The organism is Dietzia sp. MNB45 (assembly GCF_051994785.1).
Taxonomy (GTDB): domain Bacteria; phylum Actinomycetota; class Actinomycetes; order Mycobacteriales; family Mycobacteriaceae; genus Dietzia; species Dietzia kunjamensis.
The window spans coordinates 3,626,447-3,644,138 of sequence record NZ_CP163397.1 but is presented as its reverse complement, the minus strand read 5'-3'; the positions used below and the strand labels follow the sequence as shown (position 1 = coordinate 3,644,138).

Here is a 17,692-nt window from a genome sequence, read left to right as displayed (position 1 = left end):
CCGTTCCTCAGGCGCGGGTGCGGGTGCGGCGCGCGCCGGCGTAGGCCAGCGCGATGCCGACGAGCATCCAGCAGGCGAGCACGATCCAGGCGTGCGTGGCGCCGAACCTGCGCCGACTCCTCGCGATGGGACTGACGAGCCAGAACGGAACCTGGGCCCTGGCCTGACCAGCGGGCCGGGGCCAGGCATTCCCGCCCCAGCACAGGCTCGAACAACCCGCGGTGGGCGCCACGAACCTCTCGCCCCTCTCGCCGAACCCAGAGATCTCCAACCCCGCACTTCGCGCGAGGGCCAACCGGCCCTCACGCACACCGGCCGTGCCAGGATCGCAGCTTGTTCAGCAGTCTCCTAGGCGTGCTCGTCGACCCCGACGACCTTCACACCGTTGAGACGGTGCTCGTCGTCGATAAGAACACGCTTGCCCTCGGCGAGAACGGCGTCGTTGGCGGTGTCCCACGCGACGTCGAGCGCCTCGGCGATCCGGGCGATCGTCAGGTGCTGCACGACCAGCGCTTCGAGTGCCCACCGCAGCCCGCGGCGCGAGAGCCTCGCCCGCGGCTCGGCCGCCCGGGTAGTGTCTTGGCGCCAGACGTGCCCGCAGCCAATGCAGCGGTAGCGACGCACCGCGACCTCGAGGACGGTGGGTCGCCAGCCCAGCGGCTCATGTGCAAGACGCCGGACGACGGTGTCACGAGGAGTCCCTTCGGCGCCGCAGCGCCGACACCACTCGTCCGATGTGAGAACCCGGCAGGCCAGCACCGCTCGGCCGGGCTCGAGGCGTTGGCCGGTGACGACGAGGTCAAGCTCGTCGAGTCGGCAGAATGTGGTCAAGTCCGGGCAGGTGAAGCCCGCCCGGACGGAAGCGTTGGGCATGTCGACAGTCGCGTCTCACCGTTCGTCCAGAAGGCGTTCTATCTCGCTTTCGCGCATACGTCCTGCCAGCAACGCGATCAGCGCAAGTACGGGTGGAGCGATGCCGGCGATGGTGAAAATCACCGGGATGGGTACGAGCAGCGAGAGCGGTCCTGCGACCGCGATCGAGACCGGCATGAAGGTTATCGAGACGAAGAAGTCGAGGCTCGCGACTCGGCCGATCATGTCGAGCGGCACCAAGCGTTGCAGCAGGGTTCCCCAGATGACGACACCGGCTCCGGTCGCTGCGCCGACGATGAACAGGGCTGCGAGCATCAGGATCAGATTGTCGGCGACGCCGATGACCGCGAGAGGGAGGGTTCCGCCGCCCCAACAGGCGATCATGAACGTGAGGTAGCGACGCGGGAGTTTCAGCGACGACACAACGAGTGAGCCGATAGCCCCACCGATGCCGAATGCGGCGAGAAGGAAGCCGAACGTGGATTCGGCGTCCTCGAACCTGTCGCGAGTGATGAAGGGCAGCAGCACTTCGATCGGTCCCTGGATGATGAGAGCGAGCGAGGATCCGAAAATCAGGGTCCAGAGCAACCAGCGGGTGTGAACCACATAGTTCACGCCTGCTCGAAGGTCGCCCCACACGCTCGTGTGCTGCTCCGGAGACGTGGCCGTGGTCGGCTCGTCGCGTCGGCTGAGGAACAGGGTGAGGATGAACGCGATTGCGTACGAGGCTGCGACGATGACGGCCCCGATGGCGGGGAAGAATATGCCGACGATGACTCCGCCGAGGGCGGGACCGAGGCCCTGCCCCAATGAGGGGCGGAGAGCACCTTCGAGCCCGTTCGCTGCGAGGAGCTGCTCAGGCGGAAGCACCTGAGGTAAATACGCGCTGTAGGCGGGGTAGAAGAACGCGCTTCCTGCGCCCATCGCGAATGAGGCAACGCCGACGTGACACAGTTCGATCGTCTCGGTGAGGGACAGGACTGCCACCACGATCATCACAGCCGCGGTGCATCCCTGCACGGTGATGATGATGCGGCGTTTGGAGAACCGATCGGCGACAACGCCACCAAGGATCGAGAAGGTGAACAGGCCCAAGCTCATCCCTGTTGCGACCGCTGAGAGCGCGAGCGGGCTGTCATCGAGCGCGAGCACTTGGAAGACCATCACGATGGTCCACATCCCGGTGCCGAAGACCTCGATGCCGACCGCGGCGAACAGGAGGCGATAGTCCCGCGAAGCCAGTGGCCGCAGGGCACGTATCCGGTTGAGGTTCATTTCGCTCATACCAGGGCCTCGCCTTCGACCATCGAAGTCAGTTCGAGGCTCGGCCATTCGTCAACGTCACGGAGCAGCTGCCGATCGTGCGTTGACAGGACGACCGCCGCCGTGGTTGCTCCGAGCGCGTCGGTGAGTTCGTCAACGAGCGCGATGGAAAGGTGGTTGGTGGGTTCGTCCAGGAGCAGCACATGCGGGCGCATCGCGAGCACGAGCGCCAGATCGAGCCGGCGCTGCTGCCCCATCGAGAGCTCACCCACTCGTTTGCCCGCCTCGCGCGGGCGCAGCAGACCAAGCTGAGAGAGCCCGATCGCATCCGACTCCAGCAAAGTGCCTTCGGACACCAGCGCGCCGACGTGCGTGGCGTACACCTCGCTCGCTCTCCGCTCAGGCGGCAGGGTCGTCTCCTGATGGAGAAAGCCCAAGCGCGTGCTCCGAGGCGTTCGAACCGCTCCCGTGTCCGGCGCCAGCTCACCGCCGACCACGCTCAGCAGTGTGGACTTGCCGGCACCGTTCGGGCCGGTCACGACGAGACGGCCGCGGTGGGAGAGTGAGAACGACACTGGCCGGGTCAACCGCCCAGCGACGCTGACCTGATCGACGCTGAGGAGAACCGCCCCAGTGCGTGTGGGGAGGTCGGGGAACCGGAAGAGCTGAGGCGGTTCCGGCACGGTGACGGCGTGGGCTTCCAGTGCTTCCTGGCGTCGGTGCACGTTCTGCACGAGCCCGCTGGCCCGGGTGGCGCGCCCATGCTTGTTGGTGCCCTTCTCTGGTCTCCATCCCGAGACCAATCGGTTCTGCGCGGCGCTGAGACTGTCCTGCAGTCGAGCATGCTCGGCCTGCTGGCGGTCGTAGTCCTGTTCCCAGCGTTCCCGCTCGGCCAGGCGCCCCTCCCGGTAGCCGGCATAGCCATTCCCGTACACGCGCGGCCGATCGTCCGGCGTCGGGTCGAGGTCGACGATGGTCTCCGCGATGTCGGACAGCAGCGCACGATCGTGGCTGACGACGACAACACCCCCGCTCCGCGCTCGGAGCTGCGTGGCCAAGAACCCGAGCCCGCTTCGGTCGAGGTGGTTGGTGGGCTCATCAAGCAGGAGAAAGTCGTGATCGGCGCCCAGAAGGCACGCCAGCCGTACCCGATAACGCTGTCCCACCGAGAGGTCTGCGAGAAGCCTGGTCGTGTCCGTCTCCGTGTCGAGCGCTTCGAGCGCGACCTGCACGCGCCGTTCGGCATCCCACGCATCGAGCGCTTCGGCATGTTCCAACGCGGCCGCGTACTGCTCCTCCGCCCGGTCCGTGTTGTCCGCGAGAGCGAGAGCGGCGGCGTCGAGTGCCTCCAACGCGGCCAGAGGTTCGGCGATCGCCTCCGTGACCGCCTGTCCAACAGTTCGACTGTCAGTGGCGGTCATCTCTTGCTCGGCAACACCGATCGTGCCGATGCACTGGACTGTTCCGGAGTCCGGGGCCAGGACGCCAGCGAGCACCTGCAGGAGCGTCGATTTCCCCTGCCCGTTCTCGCCCACGATCGCGACACGCGATGAGAAAGTGAGGGTGAGGTCGACATGATGGAGAACGGGCGTGGCTCCGCGCATTAAAGACACGTCGGAAGCGATGAGCTGCGCGCGCTGGCGCGCCGGATGACGGTTTATCGGGGTGAGCATTGTAGTCCTTCGAGACGACGCACCACCGGCCACGAACAGGCAGATAGGTACGCAACTGACGGCGACCCAGAAGGGTCAGAACGAGCGGCCGCCGCAGACTCGGAATACTCAACGAGCGCGGTGGGCCTACTCAGCCGTCACAGGAAGTACAGATGCACGGAAAAAGTGTACCGCATGCCGCCGGTATGTCTTCCTGCAGCCGATCTGCTGCCACGTTAGGCGACGGACGGGGCCCAGCTGTTCGACTGGCTGGCACCTCGAACTCGACCACGCAGTCCTCGTCTAACATTGCCGAACCCCGCGCCCGCAACCACTGGTCCCGCCGGTATGGCTGAGGGTGCCCTGCGCAACACCGCGACCCGATGTGTTTGGGACGTGCTTCGGATAGCACGGTTCTGACGATCGGATAGCGTTCGGACGGCTACCGGGTAGCGCCTTGATGGGATCAGGTGCCACCCGCCAGGCTCCCCGTTTCCTCCTGCTCGCCCGGGCCCAGGCGGTGACAACGCGGACGTCCTCTTGATCGCGTCGGGCAGGCCGAACCGGTGTCGCTCCTTCGAACACCGACGCCGAGCACTTGACCAAGTCCCCCGCCCAGTTGGCGGAGGGCCGCCAGCCTGACCACCCCCAACGCGCCGCCAGCTGCTAACAATTGTGACCTGGAACTTCAGGGCACCCCAGCTCCCCGGATGGCCATCCAGTGCCCAGGGGACGAGCAGCACGTCATTGAACCCCACGGAAATGGCGTGTGACTCACTCAGAGCGGTGCATCCCAACCTGCCCGTCCGGTCGGTGAGGATCAAGAAGCGGGCACCAACCCGGACCCAATGTCGCGCGCGGCCCGTGCGTTCGCCGTGGAACGGCGGACACCGGTCGAATGCGCGCGAGCCGAGCGACTCCCTGCGGGTCCGCTATCGGATGCTCATACGCGCGCTATCCGATTGTCAGAACGGCGCTTTCCGAAAGGCGTTCCTAACACCCGATGGGCTTGGCCCACGAGTCGTCTGAGCGGCCGCGTCACCGCGCGCCGCGGGTGTCTGCGCTGGTGAAAATCCCAGCTTTCGCCTTGCGCGGCAGTAGCTCTCGTCGTCGGTTGTCAAACAGTTTTTCAGTTTGCCAAACCGCCGTTCCAACCAGGCGACCGAACCTCAGGCCGCCTGATTCAGCAAGACCCTCCGACGGGGCCAGGGCGATTCAACCGAATCAAACCCTGCCTCTGACCATCCGCATACACAGGGATCTTAACAGGCTCCTCCGTGCAGCGCCTGACCCCCGACGAACAAGTACAAACACCCGCTAGCATTATCGCCATGCCCGGCGACAGCGACACCAGCACGGAGGCCCCCGACCTCGTCGACGCCGCACGTATGGGCACCCAGCCGCAGCCGCAGACGGCGCGGGGTCGGCGCACCCGCGAGGCGCTCATCGCGGCGGCCCGCACGGTCTTCGAGCGCGACGGCTACGTCGACTCCCGGTTGATCGACATCGCCGCCGAGGCCAAGTGCTCGATCGGCAGCTTCTACACGTGGTTCGACAGCAAGGACGAGGTCTTCGCCGCCGTCCTCTACCAGGCGCAGAGCGACATGCTCCACCCCGGGACGGGCCGCATCGAGGCGAGCGATGACCCCGTGGCGATCATCGCCGCGAGCAACCGCGCCTACTTCGAGGCGTACCGGCGCAATGCCCGCCTCAACATGCTCCTCCAGCAGGTGGCGGCGCTCAACCCACGCTTCCGCGACCTGCGCAACGCGCGCTCGATGGCGTTCGTCACGCGCAACGCACGCGCCATCGCGGACCTGCAGGAGCGGGGTCTCGCCGATCGCGGTGTCGATGCCTCGATGGCCGCGATGGCCCTGTCCGGGATGGTCGCCCGACTGGCCTACGAGGCCTTCACCGGGGGCGCGGTCGTCGAGTCCGTCGACGACCTCGTCGAGACAGCGACCCGGCTGTGGACCAATGCCCTGGGGCTGACGACGCCGGAGCTGCGCGAGGATTGAGCCGTCCGGCGCGCAGCCCCGTGCGCGGTCAGCGGGCGATGGTGACCCCGCCGTCGACGGTGAGGGTGCTGCCGACGACGTAGTCGCCGGCGTCCGAGGCCAGGTAGACCGCTGCGCCCGCCATGTCCTCGGGGCGGCCGATGCGTCCGGAGGGGATCTGCCCGGTGATCTCGTCGCCGTGGTCGCGTGCCTCCTTGTTCATGTTCGAGGCGAAGGCGCCGGGGGCGATCGCGCTGACGATGATGCCCTCGGGCGCCAGGCGCACCGCCATCCGCTTGGTCAGGTGGACGATGCCGGCCTTGCTCGCGTGGTACGAGTACGTCTCCATCGGGTTGAGTGAGAGTCCGTCGATCGAGGCGATGTTGATGACCTTGGCCAGGTGGCCGGTCCGCTCGCGGCCGGCGAGCAGCAGGCCCTTGGCGGCCTGGGTGAGGAAGAAGGGTGCCTTGACGTTGAGGTCCATGACCTTGTCCCAGCCGCTCTCGGAGAAATCGTCGAAGGGCTCGCCCCAGGCCGCCCCGGCGTTGTTGACCAGCACGTCGAGGTGGTCCTCGTGCTCGCGGAAGGCCTCCAGGAGGGCGGCGATGCCGGCGGTCGTCGAGATGTCGTGGGGGAGGGCGACGCACCGCCCGTCGCCGTGGATCGCGGTCAGTTCGGCCGCGGTGGCCCGGCAGGCCTCCTCCTTGCGTGCGGTGATGTAGACGGTCGCGCCCTGGGCGAGCAGGCCCTCGGCGATCATGCGGCCGATGCCGCGGGAGCCGCCGGTCACGAGGGCGACTCGTCCGTCGAGTGAGAAGAGGGCGGGGATGTCCATGGTGGTCCTTCGCGTCGGGTGGTGGTGGGTCGACGGTAGTCGTACTTGAATCACGATTCAACAGTAGTTGAATCACGATTCACGTTGTGGGAGGGTGGCGAGGACATCCGATCGAGCACAGGAGCAGCCCCATGACCCGGACCTCGCAGGAGATCCGCCTCGCCGCCCGCCCGCAGGGCCGCCCCGACGCGAGCACCTGGGACCTCACGACGAGCGAGGTGCCCGACCCCGGACCCGGCGAGATCCTCGTGCGCGTCGACCTCGTCTCACTCGACCCGGCAATGCGCGGCTGGCTCAACGACGTGCGCTCCTACATCCCCCCGGTCGGCATCGGCGACGTCATGCGGGCCCTGGGCGCTGGCGAGGTCATCGCCTCGCAGCACCCCGACTTCGCCGTCGGCGACGTGGTCAGCGGCAGCTTCGGCGTGTGCGAGTACGCCCTGTCGGACACGGACGGGGTCACCCACCTTGACCTCGATGTCGCGCCGATGAGCACCTGGCTGGGCGCACTCGGCATGCCCGGCATGACCGCGTACTTCGGTCTCGTCGACGTCGGTCGGGTGCGGGCCGGTGACACCGTCCTCGTGTCCGCGGCGGCCGGCGCGGTCGGCAGTACCGTCGCCCAGCTGGCCAAGGCCATGGGGGCCCGGGTCATCGGTGTCGCCGGCGGCCCGGACAAGGTCGCCTGGTTGCGTGAGCTCGGTCTCGACGAGGTCATCGACCGGCGGGACGGCGACCTGCTGCGCCAGGTCCGCAAGGCGGCCCCCAACGGGATCGACATCTACTTCGACAACGTCGGCGGCGAGCTCCTCGACGCCGCACTGGCCAACCTGCGCCGCGGTGCCCGGGTCGTCCTCTGCGGCGCGATCTCGGCCTACAACGACGAGACCCTCGCCGAGGGGCCTCGACGCTACATGTCGCTGCTGGTCTTCCGCGCGACGATGCAGGGCTTCGTCGTGTTCGACTACGCGGACCGCTACCCCGAGGGCGTCGCCGAGATCTCCCGACTCATCGCCGAGGACCGCCTCGTCCCGAGCGAGACCGTCCTCGAGGGCGGGGTCCCCGCCTTCCCCGACGCCCTGCTCGGCCTCTTCGACGGGGTCAACACCGGCAAGCTCCTCCTGAAGATCTGAAGGGACCCACCATGCGCGCCATCCACATCTCCTCGCTCGACGGCCCGGACTCCGTCGAGGTCGTCGACCTGCCCGACCCGCACCACGAGGACCTCGTGACCATCGAGGTCAAGGCGGCCGGGGTCGCCTTCCCCGAGCTGCTCCAGACGCGCGGCCTGTACCAGGTCAAGCCTGACCTCCCCTTTGTCCCGGGGGCAGAGGTCGCCGGCGTCGTCACCGCGGCCCCCGAGGGCAGTGGCCTGTCCGTCGGTGACCGCGTCGCCGCCCTCACGCTGCTCGGAGGGTTCGCGGAGCAGGCCCTGGCCCGCCCCGACCTCACCTTTGTCCTGCCCGACGAGGTCGGCTTCGAGGAGGGGGCCTCCTTCATCTTCAACTACGCGACGGTCTACTTCGCGCTCGTCGAGCGCGGCCACCTCGCCGAGGGGGAGACCGTCCTCGTCCACGGCGCCGCCGGTGGCATCGGGACCGCGGCCATCCAGGTGGCCAAGGCCTTCGGGGCGGGCACGGTCATCGGAGTGGTCTCCACGCAGGAGAAGGGGGAGATCGCCCGGGCCGCGGGTGCGGACGAGGTGGTCCTCGCCGACGGCTTCCTCGAGGCCGTCGGCAAGGCGAGCGTCGACGTCGTGGTCGATCCCGTCGGCGGCGACCGTTTCACCGACTCGCTGCGCTGTCTGCGCGAGCACGGCCGCCTCCTCGTCATCGGCTTCACCGCCGGCTCGATCCCCGAGGTCAAGGTCAACCGGCTACTGCTCAACAACGTCTCCGTCGTGGGGGTCGGCTGGGGTGCCTACGCCCTGTCCCGTCTCGGCCACGTCGGTAAGGAGTGGGAGGCGATGCTCCCGCACCTGCGCAGTGGGGCCCTACGGCCCGTCGTCGGGGCGACCCACCCGCTCGAGGACGCGGCGGCGGCGCTGCGCTCCCTCGAGGGCCGGACGGTCACCGGCAAGGTCGTGCTGGTGCCGTGAGCGGTAGTCTGCCCCCCGTCAAGGAGATCGACCGAATCCCGGCTGCCTGCAGCACCGTCGCCGGGCGCGAGTGGGAGGACGGCAACGGCCACGTCAACGTCGCCCACTTCTACGGCTTCCACATCCGGGGCGCCGAGGAGGCGCTGCGCCGGGTGGGGATCGACGACGCCTACCGCACCAGCCGGCACCTGGGGGTCTTCAGTATGGAGCAGCACCTGCGCTTCTTCCACGAGGTCCACATCGGCGAGGAGGTCTCGGTGCACGTGCGGTGGCTCGACCGCGGTGACAAGGTCTTCCACGGCATCTCGGTCGTTCTCAACCGCACGACCGGGCGCATCGCCAACACGCTCGAGGTGATCGAGGGCCACGTCGACCTCGCCACGCGCCGCGCCGCATCCTTCCCGGCCGACGTCGCGCAGCGGATCGACGACGAGGTGGCCGCCCACCGGGCCCTCGGGTGGCAGCTGCCGCTCTCGGGGGCCATGGGCGTGCGCCGCTGACCGGACCCCGGCCCTGACGAACGAGGACCGCACCTGCTCGGCAGGTGCGGTCCTCTCGTGTGTGCAGGGGTCTGACGGTGAAGTAGGGGTCAGACGGTGAAGCGGCCGATCGACTCGGCGATGAGGATCGGCTTGTCGATGCCCTCCGCCTCGACGGTCAGCATGGTGACGACCTTGACCGCGCCCGGTGACGTCTCCTCGACCGACGTCAGGCTGGCGCGCAGCCGGATCCGCGAATCCACCGGCAGCGGGTGGATGAAGCGGACCTTGTCGTAGCCGTAGTTGAGGCTGTGCGCGAACCCGTCGAAGGCCATGAGCTCCTCGAGGAAGGCGGGCGTGCGCGAGAGGCTGTAGAGGCCGTGCGCGATCGTCGACCCGAAGGGGGAGTCCGCCGCCCGCGCGGGGTCGACGTGGATCCACTGGTGGTCGCCGGTGAGGTCGGCGAAGCCGTCGATGCGCGACTGGTCGACGACGTGCCACTCGGTGGGGCCGAGCTCCACCCCCACGAGGTCCTGGAGGTCCTGCACGGAGGTCGGGCGGCGCTGGGTGGTCTGGGTCACGATGAGCTCCTTCGGTCGCGGACGATACTCCCCGAATCTAGTTGAACCTGAAGCCGGATTCAAGTATGTTTCGAGTCATCCGGCAGTCGAGACCACAGGAGTTCTCACATGACCACTGACCACCAGCGCATCGCCGTCGTCACCGGCGCGGCCCGAGGTATCGGCGCGGGCGTCGCCCGTCGCCTGGCCGACGACGGGATGGCCGTCGCCGTCCTCGATCTCGACGAGTCCGCCTGCGCGGGCGTCGTCGAGGAGATCGTCGCGAACGGGGGCCGGGCGCTCGCCGTCGGCGCCGACGTGTCGGATCCCGAGCAGGTTGAGGCGGCCGTCGCGCGCGTCGCCGACGAACTCGGTGCGCCCACGGTCCTGGTCAACAACGCCGGCATCATCCGCGACAATCTGATCTTCAAGATGTCCGTCGAGGACTGGGACGCCGTCATGGCGGTCCACCTGCGCGGGGCCTTCCTCATGACCAGGGCCTGCCAGGCGTACATGACGCAGGAGCGCTTCGGTCGAATCGTCAACCTCTCCTCGACGTCGGCGCAGGGAAACCGCGGCCAAGCCAACTACTCGGCCGCCAAGGCCGGCATGCAGGGTCTCACCAAGACCCTGGCCATCGAGCTCGGCAGGTTCGGCGTCACCGCCAACGCGATCGCCCCCGGCTTCATCGAGACCGAGATGACCGCGGAGACCGCGGCGCGCATCGGCATCGCCTTCGATGATCTGAAGAAGATGGCGAGCGAGCAGGCGGCCGTGGCCCGCACCGGCACGCCGCACGACATCGCGCACGCCGTCTCCTTCTTCGCGAGCGAGGGCGCCGGCTTCACCACCGGCCAGGTCCTCTACGTCGCCGGCGGGCCGTGCGACTGATGGGCGCCGCGATGCAGGTGCAGGACAAGGTGGCCGTCGTCACCGGCGCCGCGGGCGGCATCGGTGCCGCCCTCGCCGAGGCGCTCGTCGAGGCCGGCGCGCGGGTCGTCGTCTCCGACCTCGACGAGGCGCGGCTGACCACCACGGCCGAGCGGCTCGGCGTGGTCGCGGTCGCGGGGGACGCCTCCAGCGACACGACGATCGCCGCGATGATCGCCGCCGCGCAGGATCACCACGGCCCGGTCGACCTCTTCTTCGCCAACGCCGGGGTCGGCGACGGCTCCGGCCTGGCCGCCACCGACGAGCAGTGGCAGCTTGCGCTCGACGTCAACCTGCTCGCGCACGTGCGCGCCGCCCGGCAGCTCGTGCCGGGTTGGGTCGAGCGGGGGAGCGGGCACTTCGTCTCCACCGCCTCGGCCGCGGGACTGCTCACCCAGATCGGCTCGGCCACCTACTCGGTGACCAAGCACGGCGCCGTCGGCTTCGCGGAGTGGCTCGCCGTCACCTACGGCGCTTACGGTGTCGGCGTCAGCTGTGTGTGCCCGATGGGCGTCGACACCGACATGCTCCACTCCGGCATGAGCTCGACCGGGGGCGACGGCGACCGGGTGGCCGCGGCCGCCGTGACGAGCGCGGGCGAGGTCCTCGCCCCGCGCGACGTGGCCGACCAGGTGCTCGCCGCGGTCGCCGAGGGGGCCTTCCTCGTCACGCCGCACGCCGACGTGCGGGAGTTCCTGCGTCGCAAGGTGGACGACCACGACCGGTGGATCCACGGCATGCAGCGCTACCAGCGACACCTTCAGGGAGGGACCCGATGACCAACGCAGCCGGACTGGTGTGGACCTGGGCCGACGAGACGCCCGAGGCCGTGGCCCTGCGCGAGGGGGAGCGAGACTGGACCTATGCGCAGTTGCGCACCGGGGTGCGCGGGGCGATGGAGCGTCTCGTCGACCTCGGCGTCGGTCCGGGCGACCGCGTCCTCGTGGTCCTGCCGACGAGCGCCGAGTTCGTCCTCGCCTACCACGCGGTCCTCGCACTCGGCGCGACCGCCGTGACCGTCAACCCGCTGTGCACGCAGCGTGAGTTGGCCCACTTCGTCGACGACGCCGGGTGCACCACCGCGCTCGGCTGGCACGAGGGTCGCGAGCCGGTGGAGGCGACCGCGAACGCGGCCGACCTGCCCCTGTGGCTGCTCGAGCCGGGGTGCGTCGCCGCCCCCCGGGAGCAACCCGCCCTCGCCGACGTGTCGTCCGAGGACGCCGCGGTGCTGCTCTACACCTCCGGGACCACCGGCGCGCCCAAGGGCGCCGTGCTCACCCACGGCAACCTGCTCGCCTGCGGCGCCGGCTTCGCCGAGGCGCTCGAGGTGACTCGCGAGGACCGGATGGGCACCGCCCTTCCCCTCTTCCACGTCTTCGGCCAGGCCGCGGTGATGTTCACCGTCTACACTCCCGGCGGCAGCCTGTCGCTCATGCGTCCCTTCGACGCCGCGGCGTTGCTGCGCCTGGCCGCCGACCAGCAGCTCACCGCGCTCGCCGGCGTGCCGACGATGTGGAATGCCATGCTCCACGCCGACACCGACGTCACCGCCGAGGACCTGGCCCACCTGCGGCTGGCCTGCTCCGGTGGTGCCGCCCTCCCCCTCAAGGTCGCCAAGGCCTTCCGCGACCGCTTCGGCGCGATGGTCCTCGACGGCTACGGGCTGAGCGAGACTACCGGCGCAGCGAGCTTCAACCGCGCGATCCACCCGCGCAAGGAGATGAGCGTCGGCCGGGCCCTCGACGGGTGCCGGCTGTCGATCGTCGACGACGACCGCAACCACCTGCCTCCCGGCGAGGTCGGCGAGGTCGCCATCGCGGGGCCGGTGGTCATGCGCGAGTACTGGGGCCGGCCCGACGCCACGGCCGACGTCCGCGAGGGCGAGTGGTTCTTCACCGGGGACATCGGCCGGATGGACGAGGACGGCGACCTGTGGATCCTCGACCGCAAGAAGGACCTCGTCATCCGCGGCGGCTACAACGTCTACCCGCGCGAGGTCGAGGAGGTCCTCTATGGCCACCCCGACGTCCTCGAGGTGGCGGTCATCGGGGTCCCCGACGAGCGGCTCGGCGAAGAGATCGCCGCGGTGGTCACCCCACAGCCCGGCGCGACGATCGACCCCGCAGCCCTGCGGGCCTGGCTCGCGGAGCGGCTCGCCTCCTACAAGGTCCCGCGGATCTACCGCCTCGTCGAGGCGCTCCCCAAGGGAGCGACCGGCAAGATCCTCAAACGCCAGATCGACCGCGACGACATCGCGACCACCGGTGAGCGGCCCGCCCGCGCCACCACCCCCACCACCTGAGCGAAGGGAGCGACCCGTGGACTTCACGACGGACGCCAGGACCGCCGAACTGCAGGAGCAGCTCAACGCCTTCATGGACGAGCACGTCTACCCCATCGAGGCGACCTACCAGGAGCAGCTCGACGCGGCCCCCGACCGCTGGTCTCCGCCACCGGTCATCGAGCGGGCCAAGGAGGCGGCCCGCAGTCAGGGGTTGTGGAACCTCTTCCTCCCCGGGAAGGACGGCGCCGGGCTGACCAACCTCCAGTACGCGCCGCTGTGCGAGACACTCGGCCGCAGCCTGCACATCGCCCCGGTTGCGACCAACTGCGCGGCGCCCGACACGGGCAACATGGAGGTGCTGCACATGTTCGGCACCCCGGAGCAGAAGGAGCAGTGGCTCCAGCCGCTGCTCGCCGGTGAGATCCGCTCGGCCTTCGCCATGACCGAGCCGCGCGTGGCCAGCTCCGACGCGACCAACATCGAGTGCGCGATCGTCCGTGACGGCGACGAGTACGTCATCACCGGCCGCAAGTGGTACATCTCCGGCGCGATGAACCCCGACGCCAAGATTTTCATCGTCATGGGCAAGACCGACCCGTCGGCCGGCCGGAACCGGCAGCAGTCGATGATCCTCGTGCCACGAGACACCCCCGGCGTCGACATCCGGCGCGGGATGAAGGTCTTCGGCTACGACGACCGCGACCACGGCGGCCATGCCGAGATCGACTTCTCCGACGTACGGGTGCCGGTGAGCAACCTCATCGGCGACGAGGGGGCGGGCTTCGCGATCGCCCAGGCCCGCCTCGGCCCCGGGCGCATCCACCACTGCATGCGCCTCATCGGTATCGCGGAGCGCTCGCTCGAGCTCATGGTCGCCCGGGCCGCGAGCCGCGTAGCCTTTGGCAAACCACTGTCCGACCAGGGCGTCGTCCGTGACTGGATCGCCGAGTCGCGGGTGCGCATCGAGCAGCTTCGCCTGCTCACCCTCAAGGCCGCCTGGCTCATGGACACCGTGGGCAACAAGGGCGCCCACACGGAGATCCAGGCCATCAAGATCGCCGCGCCCGCCACCGTCGAGTGGATCCTCGACAAGGTGGTGCAGGTGCACGGCGCCGGCGGCCTGAGCCAGGACTTCCCCGTGGCGGAGTGGTACGCCCAGGTGCGCACCCTGCGCTTCGCCGACGGTCCCGACGAGGTGCACAAGAACGCCCTCGCCCGCCACGAGATCCGCAGGATGACCGCCGATGTCTGATCTGCAGCAGCGGGTCGAGCAGCTCCTCGCGAGCCACGACCCCCGGACCACCCCGGACGCCGAGTTCCTCGCCGCGCAGTTCGACCATGGTCTGGCCTGGGTCCACTTCCCCGAGGGCAAGGGGGGACTGGGCCTGGCCCGCGGACGCCAACTCGAGGTCGACGCCCTGCTCGACGCCGCGCGGGCACCGCGACCGGACCTCGGGCGCAACAGCATCGGCCTGGGCATGGCCGCCCCGACGATGCTCGCTTTCGGCAGCGACGAGATGCAGCAGCGCTACCTGCGGCCGCTCTTCGCGGGGACCGAGGTCTGGTGCCAGCTCTTCAGTGAACCGGGCGCCGGGTCCGACCTCGCGGGCGTCGCCACCCGGGCGGTCCGTGACGGCGACGACTGGGTCGTCGATGGGCAGAAGGTCTGGACCTCCGGTGCCCACAACGCGCACCTGGCGATCCTCCTCGCCCGGACCGACACCTCCGTGCCCAAGCACGCGGGGATGACCTACTTCGTGCTCGACATGACCGATCCCGGCGTCGAGGTGCGTCCTCTGCGCCAGATCACCGGCGAGGCGGAGTTCAACGAGGTCTTCCTCACCGGCGTCCGCGTGCCCGACACCCACCGGGTCGGCGCCATCGGTCAGGGGTGGAAGGTCGCGACGACGACCCTCAACAACGAGCGCGTCGCCATCGGCGCCGGCAGCGACCGCGAGGCGGGCCAGATCGGCCTCGTCGCGCAGCGCTGGCGCGAGGATCCCTCCGTGCGCACGCCCGGCCACCACGCCGAGCTCATGCAGTGGTGGGTCGAGACCGAGGTGACCCGGCTGGCCGGGGAGCGCCTGCGCCAGTCCCTCGAGGCCGGTCAGCCCGGCCCGGAGAGTTCGGCCATGAAGCTCGCCTTCGCCCACCAGGCGCAGCAGGTGAGCGGCTTCGCCCTCGAGGTCGCGCCCGAGGAGGGGCTGACCTACCACGACTGGACGATGGTCCGCCCCGACGGAGGGTCCTTCCTCGGGCACGGCCCCGGCTACCGCTACCTGCGCGCCAAGGGCAACTCGATCGAGGGGGGCACGAGCGAGATCATGCGCAATGTCATCGCCGAGCGGGTGCTCGGCCTACCCCCCGACCACCGCCCCGACAAGGGGATCGCCTTCAAGGACGTGCCGCGATGATCGACCTTCTCCACTCCGACGTCGAGGAGTCCCTGCGCTCGAGCGTCCGCTCGGCGCTCCAGCGAACGCTCGACGACGCGCTGCCCGCCCGTCTGGCCGACGAGCCCGACGCCGACGTCACCGGCCTGTGGAGCGCGCTCGCCGAGCAGCTCGGCCTCGCCGGTCTGCTCGTTCCCGAGAGCCTCGGGGGAGCCGGGGCGAGCGCGCGCGAGGCCGCGGTCGTCCTCGAGGAGCTGGGAGCCGCCGTCGCGCCCGTCCCCTTCCTCACCAGCGCCGTCGTCGCCACCACCGCCCTCGTCCACGCCGGCGACGAGGTACATCTGCCGGCGCTCGCCGCCGGTGAGCGCACCGCCGCGCTCGTCCTGCCGTGGACCGCGCGGCGGGGGGCGTGGACGCCGGTGGACCACTCGGCCGAGCCGGTCGCCGGTGCGCTCGGCGCCGACCTCTTCCTCGTCCCGACCCGGGACGAAGGGGGCGCGACCTCCCTTCGCGTGTGCGGCCGGGACGAGGTGGACCTCACGCCGATCACCTCGCTCGATGTGACCCGGCCGCTGGCCCGGGTCACCGTGACCGGCACCGGCACCGAGGTCGCCTCCGGGGGCCGGGCCGACGACGCCGTCGACGCCGCTCTCGCGGCGGGGGCCGCGTTGCTGGCCTCCGAGCAGCTCGGGCTGACCCGGTGGAGCCTCGAGACCACGGTGGAGTACGCGAAGACCCGCGTGCAGTTCGCCCGCCCGATCGGCTCCTTCCAGGCGATCAAGCACCGGCTGGCCGATCTCTACCTGCTCCTCGTCACCACACAGGCGGCCGCCCGGTACGCCGCCGCCACGCTCGCCGACGAGGACCCCGACCAGTACGTCGCGCAGGCTCTCGCCCAGTCCTTCTGCTCCGACGCGGCCGTCCACGCCACCGAGGAGGCCCTGCAACTGCACGGCGGCATCGGCATGACGTGGGAGGCGCCGGTCCACACCCGGCTCAAGCGGGCCAAGTCCGACCAACTCGCCCTCGGTACGCCGGACCGCCACCGCACCGACCTCGCAGCGCTCGTGGACCTCCCCGCGAGCTGACCGCCCACCCGACCCCACCCCAGTCAACACAGGAGTGACAGTGCGCGACGCAGTCATCGTCTCTACCGCCCGAACCCCGATCGGTCGCGCCTACCGCGGCGCATTCAACGACACCCAGGCCCAGGAGCTCATCGGCCACGCCGTCCGGCACGCCGTCGAGCGCGCCGGCGCCGAGGGCGACCGCATCGAGGACGTCGTCATCGGAGCCGCATTGCAGCAGGGCTCCACCGCGATGAACATCGGACGGCAGGCCGCCCTGCGCGCCGGCCTTCCCGTGTCCGTCGCCGGCATGTCCGTCGACCGCCAGTGCGCGAGTGGCCTCATGGCCATCGCGACCGCGGCCAAGCAGGTCGTCCTCGACGGCATGGACGTCGCCGTCGGCGGTGGCGTCGACTCGATCTCGCTCGTGCAGAACGAGCACCTCAACACCTACCGCGCGCAGGACCCGTGGCTCGTCGAGCACGTGCCCGCGACGTACATGTCGATGCTCGAGACCGCAGAGGTCGTGGCCAAGCGCTACGGCATTAGCCGCGACGCGCAGGACGAGTACGCCCTGCAGTCGCAGCTGCGCACCGCCGCCGCCCAGGCGGCCGGGGCCTTCGACGACGAGATCGTCCCGCTGGAGTCGACGATGCTCACCAGGGACCGGGCCACCGGCGAGGTCGGCTCGCAGCAGGTCACGCTCACCCGGGACGAGGGCAATCGGCCGACCACGACGATCGATGATCTGGCTACGCTCGGACCGGTGCTCGCCAAGGACGGCACCGAGGGCTTCTCGATCACCGCGGGCAACGCCTCCCAGCTGTCCGACGGTGCCTCCGCCGCGGTCGTCATGGAGGCCGGGGAGGCCTCGCGCCGGGGACTGACCCCGCTCGGCGCCTTCCGCGGGATGGCCGTCGCGGGGTGCGAGCCCGATGAGATGGGAATCGGGCCGGTTGTCGCAGTGCCGAAGCTGCTCGCACAGCACGGCCTGACCGTCGACGACATCGACCTGTGGGAGCTCAACGAGGCCTTCGCCGTCCAGGCCCTCTACTGCCGCGACACGCTCGGCATTGACCCGGAGAAGTACAACGTCAACGGCGGGGCCATCTCCGTCGGCCACCCGTACGGCATGAGCGGCGCCCGCATGGCCGGCCACCTCCTCATCGAGGGCCGCCGCCGGGGCGCCGGGTACGGCATCGTGACGATGTGCGTCGGAGGCGGCATGGGCGCCGCCGGCCTGTTCGAGATCTTCTGACCC

15 protein-coding genes and 1 pseudogene are annotated in these 17,692 nt (G+C 69.8%); 11 read left to right on the top strand and 5 right to left on the bottom strand.

Going from position 1 to position 17,692, the window contains the following annotated elements; genetic code table 11:
• Window positions 1-354: 354 nt before the first annotated feature.
• The 3 genes and pseudogenes from AB5G72_RS17465 to AB5G72_RS17455 all read right to left on the bottom strand — a co-directional run.
• A pseudogene (locus AB5G72_RS17465) lies at window positions 355-873 on the bottom strand (ISL3 family transposase); the annotation flags it as partial.
• A gap of 15 nt (window positions 874-888) precedes the next feature.
• On the bottom strand, window positions 889-2,157 hold the full coding sequence (locus AB5G72_RS17460; RefSeq protein WP_132064188.1) for an MFS transporter: 1,269 nt from the start codon (window positions 2,155-2,157) through the stop codon (window positions 889-891).
• Window positions 2,154-3,809 carry an ABC-F family ATP-binding cassette domain-containing protein gene (locus tag AB5G72_RS17455; RefSeq protein WP_440220554.1) on the bottom strand — a complete coding sequence of 552 codons (1,656 nt, stop codon included), beginning with the start codon at window positions 3,807-3,809 and terminating at the stop codon, window positions 2,154-2,156. Before AB5G72_RS17455 ends, AB5G72_RS17460 begins: the two co-directional genes overlap by 4 nt.
• Window positions 3,810-5,119: 1,310 nt before the next feature.
• On the opposite strand from AB5G72_RS17455, the gene AB5G72_RS17450 reads away from it, so the two are divergent.
• Window positions 5,120-5,806 carry a TetR/AcrR family transcriptional regulator gene (locus AB5G72_RS17450; protein WP_187352398.1) on the top strand — a complete coding sequence of 229 codons (687 nt, stop codon included), beginning with the start codon at window positions 5,120-5,122 and terminating at the stop codon, window positions 5,804-5,806.
• A 28-nt stretch (window positions 5,807-5,834) separates the two neighbouring features.
• Here AB5G72_RS17450 and AB5G72_RS17445 read toward each other — a convergent pair whose 3' ends face one another.
• On the bottom strand, window positions 5,835-6,620 hold the full coding sequence (locus AB5G72_RS17445; RefSeq protein WP_440220553.1) for an SDR family oxidoreductase: 786 nt from the start codon (window positions 6,618-6,620) through the stop codon (window positions 5,835-5,837).
• Window positions 6,621-6,751: 131 nt separating this feature from the next.
• Between AB5G72_RS17445 and AB5G72_RS17440 the strand changes: the two genes are divergently transcribed.
• The 3 genes from AB5G72_RS17440 to AB5G72_RS17430 are packed head-to-tail and all read left to right on the top strand — an operon-like array spanning window position 6,752 to window position 9,218.
• Complete coding sequence (locus AB5G72_RS17440) at window positions 6,752-7,753, top strand: NADP-dependent oxidoreductase (RefSeq protein WP_440220552.1); 1,002 nt, start codon at window positions 6,752-6,754, stop codon at window positions 7,751-7,753.
• 11 nt (window positions 7,754-7,764) lie between these two features.
• Window positions 7,765-8,718, top strand: coding sequence for an NADPH:quinone oxidoreductase family protein (locus tag AB5G72_RS17435; protein ID WP_440220551.1), 954 nt, complete (start codon window positions 7,765-7,767; stop codon window positions 8,716-8,718).
• Entirely contained in the window at window positions 8,715-9,218 is a 504-nt protein-coding gene (locus AB5G72_RS17430; RefSeq protein ID WP_440220550.1) for a thioesterase family protein, read from the top strand. Before AB5G72_RS17435 ends, AB5G72_RS17430 begins: the two co-directional genes overlap by 4 nt.
• Window positions 9,219-9,307: 89 nt before the next feature.
• On the opposite strand, the gene AB5G72_RS17425 is transcribed toward AB5G72_RS17430, so the two are convergent.
• On the bottom strand, window positions 9,308-9,778 hold the full coding sequence (locus tag AB5G72_RS17425) for a MaoC family dehydratase (protein ID WP_163376861.1): 471 nt from the start codon (window positions 9,776-9,778) through the stop codon (window positions 9,308-9,310).
• A gap of 108 nt (window positions 9,779-9,886) precedes the next feature.
• Here AB5G72_RS17425 and AB5G72_RS17420 point away from each other — a divergent pair, with 108 nt between their 5' ends.
• From AB5G72_RS17420 to AB5G72_RS17390, 7 genes are read left to right on the top strand one after another with little or no spacing between them, the layout of a single operon-like run.
• Window positions 9,887-10,648 (top strand): SDR family oxidoreductase, encoded by a 762-nt coding sequence (locus AB5G72_RS17420; protein ID WP_120285577.1) that lies wholly within the window; start codon window positions 9,887-9,889, stop codon window positions 10,646-10,648.
• Between the two features lie 11 nt (window positions 10,649-10,659).
• Window positions 10,660-11,466, top strand: a complete 807-nt coding sequence (locus AB5G72_RS17415) for an SDR family oxidoreductase (protein ID WP_440221525.1) — start codon at window positions 10,660-10,662, stop codon at window positions 11,464-11,466.
• Window positions 11,463-12,989, top strand: coding sequence for a class I adenylate-forming enzyme family protein (locus tag AB5G72_RS17410; RefSeq protein ID WP_440220549.1), 1,527 nt, complete (start codon window positions 11,463-11,465; stop codon window positions 12,987-12,989). Before AB5G72_RS17415 ends, AB5G72_RS17410 begins: the two co-directional genes overlap by 4 nt.
• Window positions 12,990-13,005: 16 nt before the next feature.
• The gene (locus tag AB5G72_RS17405; protein WP_317469523.1) at window positions 13,006-14,223 is read left to right on the top strand and encodes an acyl-CoA dehydrogenase family protein; all 1,218 of its coding nucleotides are present in this window, start codon (window positions 13,006-13,008) and stop codon (window positions 14,221-14,223) included.
• Window positions 14,216-15,385, top strand: coding sequence for an acyl-CoA dehydrogenase family protein (locus tag AB5G72_RS17400; protein WP_317469521.1), 1,170 nt, complete (start codon window positions 14,216-14,218; stop codon window positions 15,383-15,385). Before AB5G72_RS17405 ends, AB5G72_RS17400 begins: the two co-directional genes overlap by 8 nt.
• A complete protein-coding gene (locus AB5G72_RS17395) occupies window positions 15,382-16,452 on the top strand; it encodes an acyl-CoA dehydrogenase family protein (protein ID WP_317469519.1) in 1,071 nt (356 codons plus the stop codon). Before AB5G72_RS17400 ends, AB5G72_RS17395 begins: the two co-directional genes overlap by 4 nt.
• A gap of 40 nt (window positions 16,453-16,492) precedes the next feature.
• The gene (locus AB5G72_RS17390) at window positions 16,493-17,689 is read left to right on the top strand and encodes an acetyl-CoA C-acyltransferase (protein WP_154830035.1); all 1,197 of its coding nucleotides are present in this window, start codon (window positions 16,493-16,495) and stop codon (window positions 17,687-17,689) included.
• The last annotated feature ends 3 nt before the right edge of the window (window positions 17,690-17,692 follow it).